The sequence below is a fragment of the Vibrio sp. V04_P4A5T148 genome (assembly GCF_963875605.1).
GTDB classification, from domain to species: domain Bacteria; phylum Pseudomonadota; class Gammaproteobacteria; order Enterobacterales; family Vibrionaceae; genus Vibrio; species Vibrio anguillarum.
Genome location: NZ_CAWNMS010000029.1, coordinates 1 through 24,495 on the forward strand (window position 1 = coordinate 1; position 24,495 = coordinate 24,495).

Sequence of the window (24,495 nt, forward strand, 5' to 3'; positions counted from 1 at the left end):
ATGCAGCAGATATCGCGAATACCATCTCATATTTATTGACTCCCCCCTAATCCACAAGGCTTTAAAAATATGTCTAAATTTGTATTTCCAATTATTATTTTTTTACTGGCTGGCTTTTTTATCTATCGTACGTGGAATAACCACAAAATTGCCGATGAAAATTTTGCTAAAGGCCAAGCGTTTTTGGCTGAAAATGCTCAGCAAGATGGCGTGATAACAACCGAAAGTGGCCTACAATATCTCGTACTCCAACAAGGTACTGGCACCGTTCATCCGAAAGCCAACAGTCGTGTAAAAGTGCATTATCACGGAACTTTACTTGACGGTTCGGTGTTTGATAGCTCAGTTGAACGTAACGACCCGATTGTGTTTGGTTTGAAGCAGGTGATTCAAGGCTGGCAGGAAGGTCTACAACTGATGGTGGAAGGACAAAAAATGCGCCTGTTCATACCCAGTAATTTAGGTTATGGCAAAAGTGGCAGCGGCCCTATCCCACCCGCATCCGTACTAATTTTTGATGTGGAATTAATTGAAATCCAGTAAAGCGGTGTTGAGCCGCATTACGCGGCTCTATTCTTGAGAAGGGACTGGATAAAACACCAGTTTTCCTTCCTCTACCATCACACAATCCATTCCTCCAGCGTGAGCGGCTTGTTTACCCAAATGAGTATCTTCAAAAACCACACAATGCTTAGGTTCGAGATCTAATAAAAAGGCTGCACGCAAAAATGTATCTGGATTCGGCTTATGGTTTTCAACATCAGACGCCGTTACTACAGCATCAAAGCGATTTAATAGCCCAGACTTTTTAAGCAATGCGAGTGCACTTTGCCTTTGGCTTCCAGTCCCAATCGCAAGCTTCTTTTTACCATAAAACTGCTCAACAACTTCATGGGTACAAGAAATTACCTCGCCACTATTTTCGATAGAAGAAAATGCCGCCATTTTAAATTGAGCGACCAGCTCTGGCACCAATTTAAGATCGTGCAGCTTATTGATTTGTGAAACGATTTTAGCGCTAGGCATGCCACCTAAACTGTGCAACCACTGTTCTGAGAATGGGAAGCGAAAATGCTGCGCTGTTTTTGACCAAGCCTCTAAATGCGCTGGCATGGTGTCAAGCAACGTACCATCCATATCAAAAATAAGTCCTTGGTAATTTTCTAATTCAATCATGTTTACAGAGCGCCTCTAACAAATTCTATGGGAATCAACAAAATAAAAGTTCCAATATTGTGTCACGATAATGAATGTAATTTATATTTTTGCGTTCATTGATATACGCTTCATTTAATCCTAACATTCTAATTAAACATACTAATAATTACATTTTCATCAATTATTGTCATTTTACTTAGGTGTATAATCTCATGAGTATCAAACAAAAATTATATTCACTGGGTGCTATTGCGGTTATCGGGGTTCTGGTAATGTTAGCCACTACCACACATTTTTCCCAAACCACCGAAACGCTCAATCAAGCCATTAACTTAGTCGATAAACTTGAAATTAGACTGCTCAATTTGCGGCGCAATGAGAAAGATTTTCTTCTGCGAAGCGACGTGAAATACCTTGAAACCTTTAAAAAAAACAGCACTCTTTTTTTAGATCTGGAACAGCAACTTTCCCTCATCCTGTTAGATCGAGATCTCCCCTCTAGTAGCCAACTCCGACAAGATCTTTTGGCTTATAAACAAGGTTTTGAAAAATTGGTGCAGGCTTATAGCCTATACGGATTAAATGAAAGCTCCGGCCTTTTAGCCACTTATTTACAAGCATTGGAAACCATAAAACCTAATGCTGATGATGCATTACTTTTAGAGCTGATGGCGTTTGATCAAAGCGTGCAGGTTGGAGAGCTGCAAAACAACGCAGTGACTAACCGTTTTCCGGCATTAGCACAGGCCGCCCAACAGCTTGTCGATCAGAAAAAAGTGATTGGTTTGAAATATAATCAAGGGCTACTTGGTGAAGTACGTAACCTTTCTCATAATGTTGAACAACAGTTTGTTACCTTTTCTGAAGTGTTAAATAAAGAGATTACAAGTATTGAGCAAGAACTTAACTATGTGAAGCAAGGGCTCAGTGCGTTAGTGATCGTGCTAATCCTTGGATTTATTCTCCAAATAGCGCGCTCCATTAACGTGCAAGTGAGTAAGTTGTTATCAGTGATGCAAATGATTTCAAACAGCAACAACATCAGTTTGCGTGTTGAACTGACTGGCCGCAACGAGCTGGTATCGATCGCAACTTATTTTAATACCTTACTCGATAAGTTCGAAACTCTTATCGCTGGCTCTCAAACAAAGTCTCACCAGCTATCGAACAGTACATCAAGTATGCATAACGAATTAGAAGATGTGATTGAACAGTTTCACGTTCAGGCTGACCACACCACGACAATGGCAACGGCCGTTCAAGAAATGGTGTCCACCATCAGCGAAATTTCAGAAAGTACCAGTGTAGCGGTAGAAGGTGTACACAAAGCCGCGCACAATGCTCAGCAAGGGCGTTTGGTGGTGGAATCAACGGTAAAAAATGTCGATGAACTCTCACGAACATTGGAAAAAAGTCAAATCTCCATCGCCTCATTGAACAAGCATGTCGAACAAATTGGCGGTGCTGTTAACATCATTCAAGGTATCGCAGAGCAGACCAATTTACTGGCATTAAATGCCGCGATTGAAGCCGCTCGCGCCGGAGAACAAGGAAGAGGCTTTGCTGTGGTCGCCGATGAAGTCCGTGCACTTGCCAGCCGCACGCATCAGTCAACGGAAGAGATCACCAATGTCGTTTCGGCAATTCAAAGCCAAATGAGCACCGTTGTCACTGATATTGCACAGTGCAACACTCAAGGCCATGCAACGCTAACGGCTTCAGGAGAACTGGATAATAGTTTACGTCAGATTCTCTCTGACATGGAAATGATACAAAGTAACTCTGAGCGAATCGCCTCTGCAATTGAAGAACAAGGCATTGTGATGAACCAAGTCAGTGAATCGATCACCGAACTTAACTCTATCTCTGATAATAATATGCACTCAGCTAAACAGTGTTTGATTGAAGTCGATATCGTTTCCAAACAAGCAAACGACATGGACAACGCGGTCGCCGAATTCCAGACTCAGAAATCCGTCAGTTAGCCAATGTATAAAGATAAAATATAGTGAGAGTTAGTGAAAAGGGTCTAGAGTTAGACCCTTTTATTCATGTTTGCTTAAAGCATAACAAGATGTGGATTACTTTTGTATTCCTTCAACATAGAGTTCCATATCGACATAGCTTGAAGCGCCCATTACTGCAATATTGAAATCCGCGAGTTCGATACGTGTTGTCCCAGAAAAACCAGCGCGTTGGCCACCCCATGGGTCTTTACCTGCACCAATAAATTCTGCATCAATAGTAATGGGTTTGGTTTGACCATGCAGAGTAAGATCACCGAGCACTTCTAGTTTACCATTCCCTTTATCAACCACTTGAGTACTGGTAAACGTGGCTTGTGAATATTTTGATGCATCAATGAAATCAGCACTACGAATATGTTTATCACGTTCAGCATGGTTACTGTCCAAGCTGCGAGTATCCACATTAACTTTTACTTTTGAGCTTGCAAGGTCGTTAGGATCGTAGGAAAACTCACCATCAAACTTGTTAAAGCGGCCCTTGGTAAAGCTATAACCAAGATGGCTGACTTTAAAGTTAATTGAAGCATGCGCACCTTTGGTATCTATAACATAGTCAGCAGCGTTTGCACCTAGCGGCATGAGTGTTGCGAAAGCCAATCCAGTAGCAAGTAACGTTTTCTTCATTTAGAAGCTCCTATCATTTTTCGTAGCGTATCGTCTTTATCAATAAAATGGTGCTTGAGTGCGGCAACAGCGTGCACGCCTGCTAAAATAATCAGCGTCCAAGCTGCGTAAAAGTGAACCGTACCAGAGAGATCGGCTTGTCCTTCAAACAACAAGCCCATACTTGGTACAGTAAACCAATTGAAAACATCAATCCCTCGGCCATCTTCTGTTGAGATCAAATAGCCTGATACAAACAGCGTCATCGATAATAAATACATTAATCCGTGCGCCGCTTTAGCCGCAATGCGCTCATAGTGGCCGCCACCAATGGCAGGAGAGACACTTACCAACTTCCATAATATGCGGAACAGGGTGACCGCGAGCAGCAACAAACCGACAGATTTATGCCAATGTGGCGCGGTGTTATACCATTGACTGTAATAAGTTAACTCAACCATCCAGATCCCAACACCAAACATACCGATGATAACGAGTGCGGATAACCAATGGATAAGACGCGTGACTAAGTTGTAATTTTTAACTTCAGTTGTCATAAATTTTCTAAACCAGCAAGTGAAACAGCAACAAAGTGAATTGAATCTATATTCTAGCCTAAATTATTAACACAGTATTTACCATACTTTACATTGTGGACATACTTTAGTACTGATTGAGTTATTCGAAAAAACTGAAGGAACTTATTGTGGATATAGATAACCACGACTTAGGCTCAAACAACTTGAAACAACGGTAGCTTCAAATCATAAGGGTTTAACACCTGTAGAATGCTCGTATTAGAAGAATAGTGTGAAAGATCAAGAACTCGCCATTTGCTGCTCGTGCTTGTTGATAACTGTGGTAATCTTGCTTGGCTTTATTAAAGGAGAACAACGAGTTGCTACTGGACATACTCACGCAAAGCGTCAACGAATTTCAAGCTGACTGTCTAAAACTTTGTGAAAAGCACTACCCCACCATACACAACCAAGGAATGAGTGAACATCACTTAGGACTGGCTTTTGCTCGCAGGTTGGCTCGTACACTCAGTGAATTTGGGCACCCATGCCACTATTCTGTTATTGAATCAATCCCTCAGCGAGACATGCCACACCATTACCGAGTGAGCAGTGATGCAGGAACAGTATGGATCCTGACTCACCATATGGTCAGTGCTGGTAAAACCTGTCGAGAAAAGTTGATGCAAGACATTGCGCAGTGGAAATATGAGTACGCTTACGCGATTCAACCGAATGATTTACTGTTATTACTGACCGATCACTGGATCAGTCGTAGCCAAAAAAGTCGCGAGTTACTTCATTGGTGGACAGGGCAATTACCCGATGAAATAGATCAATACCTCGCACAAGGTATCACGCTGTATGAAAGTGACTCATTGCTAACTCAATCTTTAGAGAACCGTTTTCAAATTAGCCCTTGTTATATTAAATTTAGCCATCCTTTAAAACGCTCTAAAAACCAGCAACTAGTCCGAAAATACGTTCAATTATATGCCGTATTACAATGGGCGTAACGTAAACAAACCGCCCTCATTTTCTTCCAAGTTCTAGATTTTACCTTATTACCCTCTTCATTGGGCTGTCTTCTGATTTAGCACACACTCAATCAATTGAGCCTGCCGCATCACATTCACTAAATAATTCAATATTTGTGACGCTGTTTTGACAACCCACAAATTTTCATCTTAGCCAAAGGTACAATTGACAAAGGTCAAGGTGAGTCAATAATATGGCATGGCATATTGGCGCTCGGATGCTTCAAGCAAAAATTAATGATTAGGATGTCGAAAATTGTATGCTTTTAACTAACAAAACTCAGTTTTCAAAATGCATGTCTCTGGATTCCGATGGCCAGTTTATTGCTCATTACCAGCATCTTGTGCTGCGAAGCGTTTTCCAGCCGATATTCTCGCGGGATAACCGTATTGTGGGCGTTGAAGCCCTAGTGAGAATAACCGCCAATGGCAGCACGACCATTCGCCCCGATTGTTTTTTCCATTCCGACACTATTAATCCCATCGACAAACTTAACGTAGAAAGACTCAGCCGAGTTATCCACATCCGAAACTATGCCCTTTCCGAATATCGTCAATGCCAATTATTTCTAAATTTACTGCCTGTCGCGGGTGAATTGTTTGCCATCAGCGACATCAACAAAGCATTGCTATGCGATCGCCTCAAAGAACTGCATATAGAACATAATCAACTGGTCATGGAATTGATTGAAATCGATTCAGGAAATGAAAGCAAGCTACAATGCGCAACGCAAAGTCTGGCTGCAAATGGTTTTAAAATTGCCATTGATGATTTTGGTACTCAAGCCTCAACACCACAACGGGTTAATTTGGTGACGCCTGATATCATCAAATTTGATCGAAGCTTATTACTCAAATATATGCAAGGTGATTGTGACCCACTTATGGATGGCATTACCCTTGCGAAACAGAATGGTTCCAATACCGTTGTAGAAGGCATCGAAACCAAAGCGCAACTCGAAGCAATGCAAAAACTCGATATTGATATGTTTCAAGGCTATTTTTTAGCCATGCCGGAAGCGATAGTACCAGCCATTAAGATGGCCATTTAATAACGATATTCTTTACATTCGCGATAGCGCCCCAACTTTACCGCTACTTTCAATATTCACTCACTGTTTTCCTAGCGACAACATCAGGTTATTTAACTGTATGACATAGCGTGATGTTTAATAAGAAAAGGAAATAAGCTCTTGGGTATAAGGGTGCTGAGGATTGAGAAACAGCTGTTGCGTTTCCCCTTGCTCAACGACTTCACCCTGTTTCATCACCATAGTGTAATGGCATAATGATTTCACCACATGTAAATCATGGCTAATGAACAAGTACGTTAATCCATATTTTTGTTGCAGCGATTTAAGCAAATCCAACACTTGCGCTTGAATCGTACGATCTAAAGAAGAAGTTGGTTCATCAAGTAAAATGAACTCAGGTTTAAGCACCAATGCCCGAGCAATCGCGATACGTTGTCGTTGCCCACCAGAAAACTCATTGGGATAACGGTAGCGAGTGGCCGGGTCGAGTTCAACTTCTCGCATCACATCACAAATCATTCGTTCAACAGTTTGTCGATCATAACGGCTATGAACCTCTACCCCTTCACCAATAATCTGCGCCACCGACATTCTCGGATTCAGTGCTGAAAATGGATCTTGAAAAACGACTTGCATCTTGCTGCGATAAGGTAACATAGCTTTCCTATCTAACCCTTGCAGCTCATTATTGTCGTAACAAATCGAGCCTTCCGAATGGACTAATTTTAGTATCGCCATACCAGTGGTCGATTTACCCGAACCGCTCTCGCCAACAATTCCTAATGAATGTCCTCTTTTAAGCTTAAACTGCATGTCGGTGACAGCTTTAATATGCGAGACCGTGCGCTTGAATAAGCCGCCAGTGATGGGAAACCAGACTTTGAGATGCTGAAGCTGCACTAGAATTGGGTTGTCAGGGTTTACGTCAACGGGCAAACCTCGAGGATCGGATTCAATCAATTTTTTGGTATAAGAGTGAGAGGGTGATGAGAACAGCGTTTTGGCATCATTCACCTCGATCACTTGCCCATTTTGCATCACAGCAACGCGATCAGCGATACGCTTAACAATACTGAGATCATGAGTAATGAACAACATGGCCATACCCAGTTCTTGTTGCAGGTTTTTAAGTAGATCTAATATTTGCGCCTGAACAGAAACGTCAAGCGCAGTGGTCGGCTCATCAGCAATCAGTAATTCAGGCTCATTGATCAAAGCCATCGCAATCATGACTCGCTGGCGTTCTCCCCCAGAAAGTTCATGTGGATAAGCATTGATCTTAATTTCTGGCGATCGAATACCCACTTTTTCTAACCATACAATGGCCAACTGACGTGCTTTGCTGCCTCTTAGTCCTCGATGAATCTCCACAACTTCGATCAACTGTTTACCAACTTTGTGCAGAGGGTTGAGTGAGACCATTGGCTCTTGGAAAATCATACCAATCCGCCCGCCTCGTATACCTCTTAATTGCCTCTCGCTACAGTTCAACGTGTTGATACCATCAAAAAAGATCTCCCCTTGCAAATAGTGGGCAGCACTTTTCGGTAACAACTTTAAAATGGCATTCGCCGTCACTGATTTACCAGAACCACTTTCCCCCACCAGCGCTAAAGTTTCCCCTGCGGAGAGAGAAAGTGACACCGCTTTAATCACAGGTTCAATATTGTCTTTTTGACCAAACCCGACCGAAAGATTTTGGATAGAGAGTACGGTTTTACTCATCATCTTCTCCCTGTCGAATGCGGGTCAAAGGCATCGCGTACAGCTTCGCCGATAAAGACCAATAATGTCAGCATTAACGAGAGCACCACAAATGCTGAAATACCTAACCATGGAGCTTGTAAATTGGCTTTCCCTTGCGCCAATAATTCGCCCAAAGAGGGCGAGCCGACTGGCAAGCCAAAACCGAGAAAATCTAAGGATGTTAAAGTCGTAACTGAGCCTGAAAGAATAAAGGGCATCATGGTTAAAGAAGCCACCATCGCGTTAGGTAGCATGTGGCGAAGCATAATGCGGCGATCACTAACTCCCATCGCTTGCGCAGCCCGCACATAATCAAAATTACGACAGCGTAAAAACTCCGCTCTCACCACGCCCACTAAACTCATCCAACTAAAAAGCACCATAATACCAAGCAACCACCAAAAATTCGGTTCGACGAAACTCGATAATATGATCAGCAGAAAAAGCGTTGGCATCCCTGACCAAACTTCAATAAAACGTTGCCCAAGTAAATCAAGCCAACCGCCATAATAACCTTGAGTGGCACCAACGATAACGCCTATCACTGACGAGACGAGTGTTAATACAAAGCCAAACAAAACCGAAATACGAAACCCGTAAATAATACGAGCCAGCACATCGCGCCCTTTATCATCAGTACCAAGCCAGTTCACTGAATCTGGCGCTGACGGCACTGCATTATTGATATTAAAGTTGATGGTGTCGTAACTAAATGGGATCAATGGCCAAACAATAAAACCTTTTTGTTCAATCAGATCGATGACGTAAGGATCGGTATAATCCGCTTCGGTTTCAAACTCACCACCAAAACGAGTTTCTGCATATTGTTGAAAGGTGGGGAAAAACCACTGCTGATCGTACTCAACCAAAAGGGGTTTATCATTTGCAATCAGCTCAGCAAATAGGCTCACCACAAATAAAAGCGTAAACAACCATAGTGAATAAAAACCGCGCCGATTGGACTTAAAACCGTGCCAGCGCAATACGTTTAGTGGGTTGGACAGCCTTTTTTTTACCATCATGAACGAGCCTCAAAGTCGATTCGAGGATCAACCCAAATATAGGTCAAATCGGAAATGATGCTGAGGACTAATCCAAGTAACGTCATGATGTATAAAGAACTAAACACTACAGGATAATCCCGTTGAATGGTCGATTCAAAACCAAGTAGCCCTATACCTTCCAGTGAAAACATCACTTCAATCAGCATCGAACCGGTGAAAAATATGCTGATAAAAGCACTCGGAAAACCGGCAATAATAATCAACATCGCATTACGAAAAACATGCTGATAAAGAATACGTCCTTCATCCAGTCCTTTTGCTCGAGCCGTCACCACATACTGTTTGTTGATCTCATCAAGAAATGAGTTTTTCGTTAGCATACTCAAAGTGGCAAACCCGCCGATCACCATTGCAAAGATGGGCAAAGCCAAATGCCAAAAATAGTCGCCAATTTGTTGATACCAAGTCAGATCAGCAAAATTATTTGATACTAAACCACGCAGTGGGAACCAACTGAAATAATTTCCACTGGCAAAAATAATGATCAAAATAATCGCAAACAAGAAGCCCGGAATAGCGTAACCGATGATAACCACTGCGCTTGACCATACATCAAACCTTGAACCGTGTTGAATGGCTTTTAAAATTCCGAGAGGAATGGAGATAAGGTAGATGATCAGCGTACTCCACAGCCCTAAAGAGATCGAAACGGGTAAACGCTCAGTGATCAAATCAATAACATTGCCCCCTTTGAATAAGCTGTCACCAAAATTAAAGGTTGCGTAATTTTTTAGCATTTCAAAATAACGGACATGAAGAGGCTTATCGAAACCAAACTGTTTTTTTATCGCTTCGACTACCTCGGGGTCTAAACCTCGGGAACCTTTATATCCTCCAGTGTTAGCCGACAGCGACATATCCACCTCTTGGCCGCCTCCAGTAAATCGCTCCATAATTCCGTCACCATGCCCTTCCATTTGTGCAATCGCTTGCTCAACTGGGCCTCCGGGGGCAATTTGGATGATAAAAAAATTAATGGTAATAATCGCCCACAGCGTGGGCACAACGAGCAGCAATCGGCGGAAAATATAAGCAGTCATTGCATCCTCTTAACGGCGTTTTTCTGGTAGCAATTGCGCTTTCTGCTCCGAAACCCACCAAGTATCAAGACCAATATCATATTTTGGCATCACGCTAGGGCGCTCGAATTTGTCCCAAGTTGCGATACGATATTGGCTCAGATACCACTGTGGGATCAGATAAAAATTCCACTGTAGAACGCGATCTAATGCTCGGCCTAAAGGCAATAATTTTTCTGGATGCTCTTGATTGGCGGCAATTTGTTCAGTGAGGAAGTCGACAACTGGGTCTGCCACTCCAGCACGATTGTACGTGGAATCGATGTAGTTTGAATTCCAGATAATCAACAAGTTAGGACTTGGGTAAGGATTCGCCGCATAGGCCGACGAAAGCATGTCAAAATCTCTATCGCGCAAACGCTTAAGATATTGTGTGGTATCCACTGAGCGAATCTTCATCTCGATACCAAGCTGTTTTAGATTTTTTTGCAAAGGAATAGCAATGCGTTCCGTGGTCGGACTGTAGATCAATAACTCAAACTCAAACGCTTTACCCGTTTCTTTATGGGTCATCACTTTATCTTTCAGCTCCCACCCCGCCTCTTTGAGCAATTGAAAAGCGACTCGTAGTTGTTGACGAATACGACCAGACCCATCCGTCACTGGTGGTTGGTATTCTTGGGTAAAAACACGTTCTGGGATCTTATCTTTTAGTGGTGTAAGAATAGTGAGTTCATCAGTAGAGGGAAGACCTTTCGCTTCATACTCTGTGTTTTGAAAATAGCTACGCGTTCGTGAGTATTGATCGTAGAACATATTTTTGTTCATCCATTCAAAATCCATCGCATAGGTCAAAGCTTCGCGCACTTTCGGATCACTAAACACTTCTCGTTGAATATTAAATACAAAACCTTGGGTTGACGCTGGGCTATTATGCGCGATCGCTTCTTTCTTGATGAATCCTTTATCAAAGTTCAATCCAGTGTATGAGCTGGCCCAAAACTTCGCCGAACTCTCTTGGCGAATATCAAATTCCCCAGCTTTAAATGCCTCAAGCATTACGGTATCGTCGCGGTAATAGTCGTATTGGATCTGCTTGAAATTATGTCGCCCAATGCTGACTGGTAAGTTGGCAGCCCAATAATCTTCCTGCAACTCATAAGTAACACTCTGCCCAGTTTGATAACGTACGACTTTATAAGGACCGCTGCCGACTGGCGGTTCATTTAATGGTTCTGCTAAGTTTTTATCCTGCCAATAGTGCTTAGGCAACACTTGAGTTGATTGAGCCAAACTAAAAAGCTTTTCTCTATTAGGTTCTGACATCTCAATACGAACCGTTAAAGGATGGATCGCCGTTACCGATTTAACCGCTTTGTAAAACAGTCGATATTGAGGCACCCCTTCTGTCATGAACTTGTTGAACGTAAACTCAACATCTTGCGCGGTGATCGGTTTACCGTCTTGAAAACGTGCGTTCGGGTTGATATCTAGTTCTAGCCACGAATAGTCATCAGAATAACGAACTTTAGAAGCAATCAATGGATAATAGGTATCAATTTCGTCGCTGGGCGCAAACATCAGTGAATCATAAAGCTCACCACTGCCTGCCGCCGGAGCGCCTCGGGAAGCAAAGCGGTTAAAATTGTCGTAAGTACCTACCTCGCCATAAGTTACTTTTCCGTACTTAGGTGCGCTTGGATTAACATAATCGAAATGAGAAAAATTGGCGGGATATTTGGCTTGCCCAACGCCGGATAATGTTGTGGTTTCTACAACATCCGCAGTCGCCAAAGCACTCATCAGCAGCACACTCACACCTAACAGCGTAGGCTTAATTTTTCTCATACTAGAATCCTTCCATTGATAACTTCGCGACATTCCATTGGTGTAAACTATTAATAATTCAGTCACTTGGGTAAGTATAGAGAAAAATAAGATTTACGAAACCCCAAGCTGCAATTATAACGAAACAACTTGGCATTGCTGGTAAGTGGTGCGTCGCAATAAGAATTGGTAACTTTGTGGTTTTAGGAACGAAACGTATAGAAAACGCCGCGATGAGGTAAAAAGCCCTGCCATGCAGGGCTTCATCGGCTTTAACCATCTGTGGTAATTTGGCTGATCAGCTCTTTTTCTACCTGCTCGGCCATTTCAAGAGCAATTTGGCACGTTCCAGCCGCTTGATGGCCTCCACCACCATATTTGAGCATTAATCCGCCCACATTGGTTTTAGAGCCACGATCAAAAATAGATTTCCCCGTAGCAAACACGATATTTTGCTTCTGAAAGCCCCACATTTTGTGAATCGAGATATTACACTGGGGAAATAAGGCATAAATGATAAACCGATTACCCGCGTAAATAATTTCTTCGCCCGTCAAATCAAGAATGACAAGGTTTTTATAGACTTTGCCACAACGTTGAATCTGCTGTTTAGATAGAATTTCATGCTCACGGTACAAAGTAACGCGCTCTTGAACGTCCGGCAGAGCAAGAATCTCAGCAATGGAGTGGTTCGCACAGTAGTCGATGAGATCCATCATTAACTGATAATTGGAGATACGAAATTCATGGAAGCGCCCTAAACCTGTTCTTGCATCCATCAGGAAATTCAGTAAATTCCATCCCGCAGAATCAAGCACTTCATCCCGAGTAAACTGCGCGGAGTCACCTTTGTCGACAGCAATCAGCATCTCTTGCCACTGAGAGGGAAACGTATCCAGTCCGCCATAATATTGCCATACTACATGCGCGGCAGACGGCGCGTTTGGATCAATAATATGATTCGGCCTTTCACCTTGATTGCGAATAGTTTCCGATAAGTGATGATCAAAAATTAAGTGAGCATTAGCGACGTAAGGCAGGTTAGTGACAATGTCACGCTCAGTTGTCGTCACCTTCCCATCTTGCATATCCTTTGGGTGAACAAATACGATCTCGTCAATTAGGTTGAGTTTTTTGAGCAACACGGCACAAACCAGCCCATCAAAATCGCTGCGTGTCACTAATCTAAATTTACTTTCAGCTTGTTGATGCTCAGACATAGACAATTTCCTTATTAGCAGTCATATCACTGCTCGGCGTGGGTTTAAGCAGTGTTTTGTATATCAGATCCTGAGTTAACACCTTTTAGGTTTACCAATGCAGGTGGTATGTTTTCATTTTAGACGCCATCGTCTTTTTAACAAACTTAACACAATGGTTTTTAAACATTATTCAACACAGCGCATCATTTTATTGAGCAAATATCGAATAAAGTAATGAGGAATGAAGACTGCTGTTACAACTAAGGAATTGGAGGTAAGAAAAAGCCAGCAACAAGTGCTGGCTGTTAGGTTGAGCTAAGAAGTGAGGTATCTCTATTTACGTTTATCCTGCACGTACTTTCGGCTCACATCAACAAGCGCTACATCTTTAAAGAAACTACGACCAAGTAACAGTGGATAAGTCAGATGTGTACGATCGGCAAGCGTAAATTCGGTTCTTTCTTTGAGATCACCAATTTCAATCCAAGCGACAACGACCGCACGTCTTTGTGTACCCTCTGCACTGGATTGCCGAATTCTAACCCAGCGTTCAACAGGTAAACTTATCTCATCACTTTTGATGTCATCGTGTTCAATCCTGAACTTGACCCAATCATTTCCATCGCGTTCAAAAGCAACAACATCCACGGCACTAATTGAAGAGGTGGCCGCCCCGGTATCGATACGCGCTTTGAAGCTTTCGTTCAAACTCGGCACATAAACCCACTCTTTTTCGCCCAAAATAAGCTTACCATCAGAGGTTTTTTTGGCCTTCACCACAACTGGCTCTTTTGAGGGTTTTTCAACCGGTTTTTGTGCCTCAGTATTTTGTTGTTTTGGCTCTTCAACTTTTGGCTTTTGCTCTGGTTGTGTTGAGGTTTGGTTTAGCGTACTGCATGCCATCAAACCAGTACTCAACATTAAAAGAGCAATAAGTTTCAAGTGTTGTTTCATTGACCCACCTAATCAAACTGATAAATATTTAAGAGACATTCACTATGGCTTGAGCAACATACGGAATATGTTGTTCTGATAAGCCTGCAATGTTAATTCGGCCATCACCTACCCCATAGATTCCATATTGATCACGTAGCTGAGCCATCTGTTCTGGAGTAAAGCCTAGCACAGTAAACATCCCTTTGTGACTTTCGATAAAGTCGAATTGTGAAGTATTGTGCTGATTTCTCAAATGATTACACAAGGTTTGACGCAGGTTTAACAAACGCTGTTGCATTTCACTTAACTCTTGCTTCCAAATCGCGGTTAATGCTTGATTTTGTAAAATAGTTTTCACCAGTGCAGCACCATGATCGGGCGGCATAGTATAGGTCGAACGGGCTAACGTTAGTAATTTACCTTTTGCATTCGCTACATCTTGTGCGTTTTTACCGACAACAATCGCGGCACCAGTTCGTTCTCGGTAGAGACCAAAGTTCTTTGAACAAGAGGTGGTGATCAACATCTCTTCGACGTTGTTTGCCATAAAACGCAGCCCTTTCACATCCTCTTCAAGACCTTCACCAAACCCTTGGTAGGCAACATCAACAAAAGGGATGAAGCCATTTTTCTGCGCAAGACTGGTGATCGCTTGCCATGCGGCGAAATCAATATCCGCGCCAGTTGGGTTATGGCAGCAACCATGGATAAGCACCACATCTTTTGGCCCTGCTTGCGATAAATCATCAAGCATCCGTGCAATATCGACTTGCTTAGTCTCGCGACAGAAGTAAGAATAATATTTCACTTTTAAACCCGCCGCTTCCATCACAGGTTTATGATTGACGTAACTTGGGTCCGTAATCCACACCGTCGTTTCTGGTTGTGCTACGTGCATTAAGTCACCGAGCATACGCAGCGCACCACTTGCTCCGGGCGTTTGAATCGCAGCCACACGATCAAGCACTGAAGTGCCAGACAATAATAAGTTCACCATGCTTTGGTTAAACTCTTCACACCCAGCAAGCCCAACATACGATTTAGTGGTTTGTGTGGCAATCACGTGCTCTTGCGCTTTGGCAATGGCGCGCATAATCGGCGTCTCTCCTTGGCTATTACGATAAACGCCAATGCCTAGGTCAACTTTTTCGCTGCGAGGATCGTTGCGGTATGCAACCGATAATGAAAGTATTGGATCGAGTGTTGGTGTTGGTAAATGTGAAAACATGAAGGTCACAACCCTTTGAAATTCAAGTAATGACCTTCAAGTTAGCACTAGATACATAATTTTTACAGTTTAAATTGATGGATTATTTGATTGGCACTGCCTCGCCATTCTAAGCTTGGATCGGCTTTATCCTGTTCAAATTTTCCATCAATCAAGACATCAACATATTCAATGACTTGTCTTTGAGCATCACTGAGTTCGTTTAGGGTATATCCCGTCCATAACCAGATATCTTTCCCCACACATTCAGTCTTTACTCGTTTAACCAATTGCAAAATAGAAGTAAGGTTTTGCGGGTGTAAGGGATCGCCACCCGACAAGGATAAGCCTCGGCGCTTGATGCGCGTGTCGTTCAAATCGGTGATGATCTGCTGCTCTAGTTGCTCATTGTAAGTGTGGCCAGAATGCAGCGACCAAGTCCCTTTGTTGTAACATCCTTTGCACTGATGTTCACAGCCGGAGACGAACAGCGTACAACGCGTCCCCGGGCCATTCACAACATCAATCGGATGATATTGGTGATAATTCATGCCGACAGGTTACTCACTATCACTTACAAGTGTTTCACGCGACGTTTAACTTCTTCTTGTTTACCGAAGTTAAACGGACGAGCATCTGGGCTACCAAGGTAGCCACACACGCGGCGGGTTACGGAGACTTTGGATGAGTCGTGATTACCACATTTAGGACAGGTAAACCCTTTACTCGTACACTCAAATTCGCCAGTAAAACCGCATTCATAGCACTCATCAATTGGCGTATTGGTCCCATAATAAGGAACACGGCTGTAACTGTAATCCCAAACGTTTTCAAGCGCTTCTATGTTTTTCTGCATATTCGGAAACTCTCCATAACAGATAAAGCCACCACTTGAAACCTCTGGATATGGCATCTCAAAATCAATTTTATCGTATGGATTAACTTTCTTTTGCACATCCAAATGGAAGCTATTGGTGTAATAACCTTTATCCGTTACACCTTCAATCACACCAAATTCTTTGGTGTCAATACGGCAAAAACGGCTGCAGAGGTTCTCACTTGGCGTACCGTACAAACTGAACGCGTAACCGGTTTCTTCCGCCCATTGGTTAACGGCCCCTTTCAGGTATTTAATGATATCTAACGCGCGATCTCGCAGTTCGCTATCATCATAAACATGTGTATCACTGCCATAGAGCGCGGTAATGGTTTCATGCACACCGATATAGCCCAAAGAGATAGATGCTCGGCCATTTTTGAATATATCGGCAATAGAATCATCGGCTTTTAAACGAACACCACATGCCCCTTCCATATACAAAATAGGTGCGACGCGTGCTTTGACTTTTTCAAGGCGGCTGATGCGAGTTTCTAAAGCACGGCGAGCCAGTTTTAATTTTTTATCGAGTAATGTGTAGAACTGTTCAATATTTCGGCCCGCTTTCAGCGCGATACGAGGTAAATTGAGACTGACTACCCCCAAATTATTCCGCCCTTCGTGAATCAGCTCACCACCTTCTTCATAGGTATTTAAGAAGCTGCGGCAACCCATTGGGGTTTTGAATGAACCAGTCACTTCAACTACTTTGTCGTAGTTGAGAATATCCGGGTACATGCGTTTGGTCGCACACTCTAATGCGAGTTGTTTAATGTCATAATTTGGATCTTCCGCTTTATGATTTAAGCCATCTTTGATGGCAAATACCAATTTAGGGAATACAGCCGTTTTACGATTTTTGCCTAAGCCAGCAATGCGATTTTTCAAAATTGACTGTTGAATCAATTTAGAGGCCCAACTGGTCCCTAGACCAAAGCCGAAAGTGACAAACGGAGTTTGACCATTCGCGGTATGCAAAGTGTTGACTTCATATTCAAGTGACTGGAATGCGTCGTAGCACTCTTTTTCTGTACGGGACATAGCAAAGGCTTCGGGATGATGAATATCCCACTCTTTTGCTATTTCTAGATGTTTGTCGTAACTGGCTGTCACATAAGGTTCAAGCACTTCATCGATACGGTTGATGGTGGTGCCGCCGTAAATATGGCTCGCAACCTGAGCGATAATTTGCGCGGTCACTGCGGTGGCGGTTGAAATTGATTTTGGCGTATCAATTTCCGCATTACCCATTTTAAAGCCATGAGTGAGCATGCCTTTTAAATCAATCAGCATGCAGTTAAACATTGGGAAAAAGGGAGCGTAATCCAAGTCATGATAGTGGATATCACCCTCTTCATGCGCTTGCACAATATCACGCGGTAAAATGCGGGTTTTAGCGTAGTGTTTCGCCACAATACCAGCCAGTAAGTCACGCTGCGTTGGGATCACTTTGCCGTCTTTATTCGCATTTTCATTGAGCAGATCGGCATTACTTTCTTCGATAAGGCCTTCAATCTCTTGCGTCAAGGCACTTTGCTTTTCACGCGCGATATCACGATCGTGTCGGTACTCGATGTATGAACGAGCTAATGCTTTATAGGGCCCTTGCATTAGCTCGTTCTCTACTAAGGTTTGAATCTCGGCGATATGGACTTCATCGTAATCTTTGAGCTTCAGTTCGACCGCCAACGCCACATTGAGTGCGTAAATAGCGATCTCTTTATCAATATGTTCAGCTGCACTTTCCACGGCAGATTGAATGCGATCACGGTTGAACGGGGCTCTCGATCCGTCACGTTTGATTACGATAGGTTTCACCATTTCTCCTTACCCCTAGCATACTCACAGAGTTATCCACAAATACACTATATAGAGCAGTTTATTATCCGACTGACACAATATATTGTGGTGCATTTAACGAAAACTCCCAACTCAGGGTATTGATTTGGATCAATAAAAACCGAGCATTGAACAAGATCAATGCGATCTTGGAGTAGTAGATCTCACTTAGAAAAGAAACGATGAAAATTGCAAATTTTTGATTTTTCCTCTTGAAATTTCACCGAACCTGATAGGCTAAGCCTTCGGATCCGATCAGTGAGGTATTGCGATGTTAAAATCAAAATGTGTATGTCGATTAGCGGCAGCAATACTCTTTATTCCCTCTTTCGCAACTTGGGCACAAAGTCTCACATTAGCGACATGAAATGTCGAATTCCAGCACACTATTTCATGATTAATCGAGGTCATTTCGTTGCCAAAAAACATCACCCATACTTTTCTTGGAATGGCTTTTCTTGAAACGCTGTCCTCGGGCGAGCCAAGTGATAATAGATGGCCGAAATGAAGTTAATAGGAATGATCAATCCGCACATTGATCGACTTTAACAACTACAGCACGATTTTTACCCGCCGACTTGGCTTGGTACATTAAACTGTCCGCAACAGTAAGTGAGACCTTATCAGGAACAAGATCGTAATAGGCGCCACCCAAACTGATACTGAGCGTGATGGTATCACTGGCTACTCGCATTGGATTTTCATAGACAGATTGACAGATATATTGAGCTTTCAATTTGACCTCTTCAAAGGTATAGAGAGTAAGAATAATGGCGAACTCTTCTCCACCTAAACGAGCAATAAAGTCATTATTGGATAACTTTCTCTGTACATGTCTAACCACATGAATAATGGCTTGATCACCCACTTCATGACCAAACTGATCATTGATTAGCTTAAAGTTATCAATGTCAAACACCAATAAGGTGAAGGGGACGGGAGTTCCTTGCAATTCTGCTATCTTTGATTGGAAGTGTCGGCGATTACTGATTTTTGTTAGCTCATCAGTTTGCGCCAATTTCTCTAGCAAGTGATTTGCTCTCTCTAAATCGATGGTTTTATGTATGACTGCGCGTCTTAACATCAAGATGTAAATACAGAGAACCATCAGAGCTACGCTAATGATGATCGGGATAAAATATTTTGGGTAAACCGTCTCCATGTAGATCCAGCGACTAAATAACTGCATTTTAGAGGCATCAGATACCTTATCTGTCGCATTTGCGAGCTTCTGCCAAAGAACGTCATTGCCCTCTTTCACCCCAAAGCGCAACGGCTCAGAATAGAGAAACTTAACTGGCACATATTTTTTCGGGCTATTTTCTGTAAACATAAAGAGATTAGCGACTTGATAATCGCTAATAAACCCTTCTAATTTTGCACTGGAAGCGGCATACAACATATCTTCATTCGTGGCAAAGTAGACCAAGTTTAATTTAGGTAAATATTGAGCTGCGTAATACGCCTCATAGCCACCCAATACAACGCCAACCTTAATATCGATTTCACCTGAAAATATTTTGTCAAAATCCGTACCGAGTAAGTGTTGATCTAAGAATACGTGCGTCTCGATCGCCATAATTTCAGGTCCAAAATCGAGGAACAGATCTCGCTCAGGTGATTGAATTAGACCCGCATGAACGTCGGCTTGCCCATGTTTAACCAGCTCTAGTGATTCGTTCCAGCTTACTAGTTTAAATTCAACATCGAACCCGCTTTGCTCAGCAACGACTTTCCAATAATCGACTAAGATCCCGGCAGGCTCTCCTTGCTTATTAATATACGAATACGGTTTCCACTTGGCTGAGCTTGTAATAAGCAGAGGTTGAGAAAGATCATGCTCGCTGGAGAGCGGTTCACCGACTTCTGCCGTAGAAGCGATGACTGGAAGCTGCAGCGCCAATACAGCCATCACTCGAGAAAATATCATCAATAACGCAGATTTCAGTTTCATGTTTTCCTAACTGGGGAGTTTAGTTGACTCAAACACGATTAAGCTTGCACCGCTTTTCTTGTTATGAAACACCTTTAGTTATAATCATAGCGAATTTATCCGTAATCTACCTATTTAAAACTGCATTTTTAATATCCATTGCCTGCTGACATTTTAAAGCTGATAAAAAGGGCGCTGACTACTCAGCGCCCTTTTTATAGTTAGAGCAAGGGAATTGTTAGAACAGAAAGATCAATGACGCATAACCGTATAATACAAAACAGGAATAACCAATAAAGTTAAGACGGTAGAAACAAAGATGCCGAAAATCAGGCTAATGGCTAAGCCATTAAAAATGGGATCATCTAAAATAAATACCGCCCCGATCATGGCCGCTAAAGCGGTAAGCATGATGGGTTTAGCACGAACAGCCGCAGACTGAATAACCGCTTCGGAAAATGCCACACCTTCTTCAACCTGCTGATTAATGAAATCAACCAGCAAGATGGAGTTACGCACAATAATCCCCGCGAGTGCTATCATCCCAATCATCGACGTGGCGGTGAACTGAGCACCAAGTAACGCATGTCCGGGCATGACGCCAATAATCGTCAGTGGAATTGGAGCCATAATGATCAACGGAATAAGGTAGGACTTAAACTGCGCGACAACCAGTAAGTAAATAAGGATCATCCCAACTGCGTAGGCAATGCCCATGTCGCGGAATGTTTCATAAGTGATCGTCCATTCACCATCCCAGAAGATTTCGACACCATTTAACCCTGTAGGTTGGTGGATATAATACTGTTCCACAGGTAGACCAAGTGCATTGATGTTGAACGCCATTTCAAACATACCGTATAAGGGGCTGTCTGTTTCACCCGTCATATCCGCCACCACCATCACCATTGGTAACAGGTTTTTATGCACAATGTAGTCATCCATTTGAGTTTGGCGAATAGTGACTAAATCAGACAATGGGTATGCACTGCCCGCAGTGCTCGCTACTTTCATGTTCAACACTTGATCTAATCGGACTTTGGCGTTTTCACTAGCTTGCACTTGAATGGGGATTGGGTACTTGCTGTGCTCACTGTGCAAATAGGTGATCGGCTTTCCACCGACGGCCGTCGCCAAAGCATCGACTATCGAAGCATAAGGTACTTGATAGTGTGACGCTTTGCTGCGATCAATCACTACTTGCCATTTTTGATGCACTTCCGGTAGATACATATCGATATCGACAATATCCGCTGTTTCGTGGAAGATCCCGCGTAGCATCCTTGCCGCTTGTGCCCGAATGTCATGTGTCGGACCATAAACTTCCGCTAAAATAGGTGACCAAACGGGTGGCCCCGGTGGAACTTCAACGACTTTGACTTTACCGCCAAATCGGCTGGCAACCTCATTAAGCTTGGGGCGTACCTCACTTGCAATCGTATGACTATCTTTATCGCGCTCTTTTCGCCCTAACAGGTTCACCTGAATATCGCCTTGGTTGGCTTGATTGCGCATAAAATAATGACGCACAAGGCCATTGAAGTTGATCGGTGCGGCTGTACCTGCGTAAATCTGATACCCACTGACTTCAGGCACGCTATTTAACACCGCGCCAAGTTCAAATAAAACGCGTTGCGTTTTCTCAAGCGACGCCCCTTCAGGCATATCCAATACCACTTGAAACTCTGATTTATTATCGAAAGGCAGCATTTTTAAAACCACGGCCTTTGTGATTGGCAGTAATAGGGAGCCAGCAATAAGCGCAAATACCGCAAGCATCAAGAAAAAGCGGTTACGTCTTTGTGCAGCCGAGACCACGAAAGGATTCATGATTCGGTGAAAGATGCCTTGAGTTGATTGAGATTGTGCTTGATGCGATGAAGGCTTAAGAAACTTGGCCGCTAACCAAGGTGAAAAGACAAATGCAACCGCCAATGAAATCAGCATTCCCATCGAAGCATTGATGGGAATTGGGCTCATATACGGGCCCATAAGCCCAGAGACAAAGGCCATTGGCAATAGTGCGGCAATCACGGTTAAGGTGGCAAGGATTGTGGGTCCACCCACTTCATCAACCGCCGTAGGAATGAGATCCGCCAGTTTGCGCTTACCTAACGCCATATGGCGGTGAATATTTTCCACAACAACAATGGCATCGTCCACTAAAATGCCAATAGAGAAAATTAACGCAAAAAGCGAGACCCGGTTGAGTGTAAAACCCCATGCCCATGATGCAAACAGTGTCATCATCAAGGTGACAACAATAGCCATACCGACCACGATAGCCTCGCGCCATCCCATCGCAATAACCACCAAAATAACGACTGCAGTGGTTGCAAAAATCAATTTACCGATCAATGTATTGCTTTTATCGGCGGCGGTTTTCCCGTAGTCACGCGTGATTTCAACACTGATTCCGTGTGGAATTAACTGATTTTCAAGTTCTGCAACTCGAGCTTCAACCATCTCAGCCACACGAACGGCGTTTTCACCTCCTTTTTTAGCGATGGCTAAGGTAACTGCTGGATAAATACCTTGCTTATCACTGGTCCAAACTTGTTGGGTTGATGTATCAACACCCAATTGAACCGTAGCGACATCCGCTAAATATACCGGTGCCTGGTTATGCAGCCCAATCACCAATTGCTTTACTTCTTCAACTTTTGTTAAAAACTGACCAATTTGGATGGGAAACTGCTGATTTTCATGCGTCAGTTTCAACATTGGAGAGCTGTGGTTCGCCGCAGGAAGATGCTGATTCAGTTGATCTAACGTGATGCCAAAGCTGTTCATTTTAACGGGGTCTAAACGTACATCAACAATAGTAGGGTGGCGACCTATCGTATAAATATCTCGTGTACCATTAATGCGTTTGAGCTCTGTTTCTAAACCATGGGCCACTTGCGTTAACTGCTGGTTGTCCAAAGTACCCGTTTTATCGGATAACGTAATGCTGACGATAGGCACATCTTCAATGCCTTTAGGTTTAATGATCGGCTCGCCCACCCCAACGCCTTTTGGCATCCAATCTTTATTGGAATAGAGTTTATTATAAATACGAACCACGGCGTCGTTTCTAGGAACGCCGACATCAAAGATAGCCACAATCATCGCACCATCGGGTTGTGAAAAAGAGTAAATTTTATCAATTCCCTCAATTTCAGAGATGATCTGCTCTGCTGGGTTCGTCACTAAACTTTCCACTTCCGCCGGAGAAGCTCCGGGAAAAGGAATATACACATCGGCAAAGGTCACATCGATTTGCGGCTCTTCTTCTTTAGGAGTAACCATTACCGCAAAAACGCCCATCAGTAACCCAACAATCGCGAGCAACGGCGTCATCGCTGAAGTCTGAAAAGCTTTGGCAATACGTCCTGAGACGCCTAAACGATTATCCATATCACTCACCTACTTGTGTAAATACACGGCTTGCAACCGTATCGCCTTGTTCCAAGCCAGATAATACTTCCACATATTCACCATAGGTTTGCCCTAATCGCACTGGATTTAGCAGTCGTTTATCATCAACGATGCGATATACGGCACTCAGTTCTGCTCGGCGAATCACAGCGGCAACAGGAATGAGCATCACCTCACGTTGACCATAATTAAACTCTGTCTTGACCCACATTCCTGGCATCACTTGCCCGAGCTTGTTAGTTTGATCTACACGAGGCAGTTCAAGACGGATTTTGAATGTATGTGATTGAGGGTCGGCATAACTGAATAAGCTGTAATCGATTGGGGTTATTTTATCGCCCGTAGGCATAATGACTTGGAATTGAGCAACATTGGTGACTGCAGGCTGATAGCGCTGCGGAATGGCCGTTTCAACACGCAACTCATTGAATGAGAAACCACTGAGCAGCGCAGTACCCGGAGCCACCGTTTCACCCAGCTCTACATGTCGCTCCGTCACGACACCATCATAAGGGGCGGTAATATTGGTGTATCCAAGTGACTCCTTCGCCTGCACGACCGCGGCTTTTGCCGCCTTGACGGCCGCAGCAGCACTTCGAGCTTGAGCTTCAGCGCCATCCATTTGATCTTGTGAAATCGCACCTTTAGGAAACAGCAGTCGATAACGCTTTAGTTGAGCTTGAGCTTCACGATTTCGAGCCTCTGCACTGGTTAACTGAGCTTGAGATGCGTCTAAAGAAGCCGATTGCTGAATAGCGCTGATTTCTAATAGCACCTCGCCCTTTTTAACAAAATCGTTAACGTCGACATACACACCAACGACTCGACCAGAGGTTTGAGCCGCAACTGTCCCTTTGTTAACTGGCTGGACAACACCTTCGAATGCAATCTGCTGTGGTATCTGCTCATAGGTCACGATATAACGATCATCAGCATAGCCAACGGCCCAATAACCGCTCGTGATTAAGGCAATACACGCAATCCAAATTCGCCTTTTCATACCCATCCCTCATGTTGATCGTTACGATTCCACTTGCTTATTGAATTC

19 protein-coding genes are annotated in these 24,495 nt (G+C 43.3%); 4 read left to right on the plus strand and 15 right to left on the minus strand.

Translation table 11 applies throughout. From position 1 onward, the window contains the following. The first annotated feature begins 69 nt into the window (after positions 1–69). Entirely contained in the window at positions 70–543 is a 474-nt protein-coding gene (locus AACT18_RS05445) for an FKBP-type peptidyl-prolyl cis-trans isomerase (protein ID WP_094144285.1), read from the plus strand. Positions 544–570: 27 nt separating this feature from the next. On the opposite strand, the gene AACT18_RS05450 is transcribed toward AACT18_RS05445, so the two are convergent. Continuing rightward, positions 571–1,176, minus strand: coding sequence for a beta-phosphoglucomutase family hydrolase (locus AACT18_RS05450; protein WP_017046438.1), 606 nt, complete (start codon positions 1,174–1,176; stop codon positions 571–573). A gap of 194 nt (positions 1,177–1,370) precedes the next feature. Here AACT18_RS05450 and AACT18_RS05455 point away from each other — a divergent pair, with 194 nt between their 5' ends. Then, on the plus strand, positions 1,371–3,143 hold the full coding sequence (locus tag AACT18_RS05455) for a methyl-accepting chemotaxis protein (RefSeq protein ID WP_176428341.1): 1,773 nt from the start codon (positions 1,371–1,373) through the stop codon (positions 3,141–3,143). A 96-nt stretch (positions 3,144–3,239) separates the two neighbouring features. Here AACT18_RS05455 and AACT18_RS05460 read toward each other — a convergent pair whose 3' ends face one another. Both AACT18_RS05460 and AACT18_RS05465 read right to left on the minus strand, forming a co-directional pair. Continuing rightward, entirely contained in the window at positions 3,240–3,809 is a 570-nt protein-coding gene (locus tag AACT18_RS05460) for a YceI family protein (RefSeq protein ID WP_013867851.1), read from the minus strand. After that, positions 3,806–4,345 carry a cytochrome b gene (locus AACT18_RS05465; RefSeq protein ID WP_094124632.1) on the minus strand — a complete coding sequence of 180 codons (540 nt, stop codon included), beginning with the start codon at positions 4,343–4,345 and terminating at the stop codon, positions 3,806–3,808. The genes AACT18_RS05460 and AACT18_RS05465 overlap by 4 nt, the downstream gene beginning before the upstream one ends. Before the next feature lie 341 nt (positions 4,346–4,686). Here AACT18_RS05465 and AACT18_RS05470 point away from each other — a divergent pair, with 341 nt between their 5' ends. Beyond that, positions 4,687–5,322, plus strand: a complete 636-nt coding sequence (locus AACT18_RS05470; protein WP_026027861.1) for a hypothetical protein — start codon at positions 4,687–4,689, stop codon at positions 5,320–5,322. A gap of 281 nt (positions 5,323–5,603) precedes the next feature. Beyond that, the gene (locus tag AACT18_RS05475; RefSeq protein WP_094124633.1) at positions 5,604–6,395 is read left to right on the plus strand and encodes an EAL domain-containing protein; all 792 of its coding nucleotides are present in this window, start codon (positions 5,604–5,606) and stop codon (positions 6,393–6,395) included. A gap of 117 nt (positions 6,396–6,512) precedes the next feature. Here AACT18_RS05475 and AACT18_RS05480 read toward each other — a convergent pair whose 3' ends face one another. From AACT18_RS05480 to AACT18_RS05535, 12 genes are all read right to left on the minus strand, one after another. Continuing rightward, entirely contained in the window at positions 6,513–8,105 is a 1,593-nt protein-coding gene (locus AACT18_RS05480) for an ABC transporter ATP-binding protein (protein ID WP_094124634.1), read from the minus strand. Further along, entirely contained in the window at positions 8,102–9,145 is a 1,044-nt protein-coding gene (locus AACT18_RS05485) for an ABC transporter permease (protein ID WP_017046433.1), read from the minus strand. The genes AACT18_RS05480 and AACT18_RS05485 overlap by 4 nt, the downstream gene beginning before the upstream one ends. After that, positions 9,142–10,227: a microcin C ABC transporter permease YejB gene (locus AACT18_RS05490; RefSeq protein ID WP_094124635.1), complete on the minus strand. Its 1,086-nt coding sequence runs from the start codon at positions 10,225–10,227 to the stop codon at positions 9,142–9,144. Before AACT18_RS05490 ends, AACT18_RS05485 begins: the two co-directional genes overlap by 4 nt. Before the next feature lie 9 nt (positions 10,228–10,236). After that, complete coding sequence (locus AACT18_RS05495; RefSeq protein ID WP_237666680.1) at positions 10,237–12,054, minus strand: extracellular solute-binding protein; 1,818 nt, start codon at positions 12,052–12,054, stop codon at positions 10,237–10,239. 251 nt (positions 12,055–12,305) lie between these two features. Then, on the minus strand, positions 12,306–13,253 hold the full coding sequence (locus AACT18_RS05500; protein ID WP_094124637.1) for an exopolyphosphatase: 948 nt from the start codon (positions 13,251–13,253) through the stop codon (positions 12,306–12,308). 315 nt (positions 13,254–13,568) lie between these two features. Then, entirely contained in the window at positions 13,569–14,189 is a 621-nt protein-coding gene (locus AACT18_RS05505) for an ATP-dependent zinc protease family protein (protein WP_013867861.1), read from the minus strand. Positions 14,190–14,217: 28 nt separating this feature from the next. After that, positions 14,218–15,399 (minus strand): amino acid aminotransferase, encoded by a 1,182-nt coding sequence (locus AACT18_RS05510; RefSeq protein WP_094130140.1) that lies wholly within the window; start codon positions 15,397–15,399, stop codon positions 14,218–14,220. 62 nt (positions 15,400–15,461) lie between these two features. Then, entirely contained in the window at positions 15,462–15,929 is a 468-nt protein-coding gene (gene nrdG / locus AACT18_RS05515) for an anaerobic ribonucleoside-triphosphate reductase-activating protein (RefSeq protein ID WP_013867863.1), read from the minus strand. 23 nt (positions 15,930–15,952) lie between these two features. Then, positions 15,953–18,073, minus strand: a complete 2,121-nt coding sequence (nrdD, locus tag AACT18_RS05520; protein WP_026028505.1) for an anaerobic ribonucleoside-triphosphate reductase — start codon at positions 18,071–18,073, stop codon at positions 15,953–15,955. A gap of 544 nt (positions 18,074–18,617) precedes the next feature. Continuing rightward, complete coding sequence (locus AACT18_RS05525; RefSeq protein WP_094124925.1) at positions 18,618–20,048, minus strand: transporter substrate-binding domain-containing diguanylate cyclase; 1,431 nt, start codon at positions 20,046–20,048, stop codon at positions 18,618–18,620. A gap of 231 nt (positions 20,049–20,279) precedes the next feature. Next, the gene (locus tag AACT18_RS05530; protein WP_094124924.1) at positions 20,280–23,426 is read right to left on the minus strand and encodes an efflux RND transporter permease subunit; all 3,147 of its coding nucleotides are present in this window, start codon (positions 23,424–23,426) and stop codon (positions 20,280–20,282) included. Position 23,427: 1 nt separating this feature from the next. Beyond that, the gene (locus AACT18_RS05535) at positions 23,428–24,447 is read right to left on the minus strand and encodes an efflux RND transporter periplasmic adaptor subunit (protein WP_441351398.1); all 1,020 of its coding nucleotides are present in this window, start codon (positions 24,445–24,447) and stop codon (positions 23,428–23,430) included. Between the last annotated feature and the right edge of the window lie 48 nt (positions 24,448–24,495).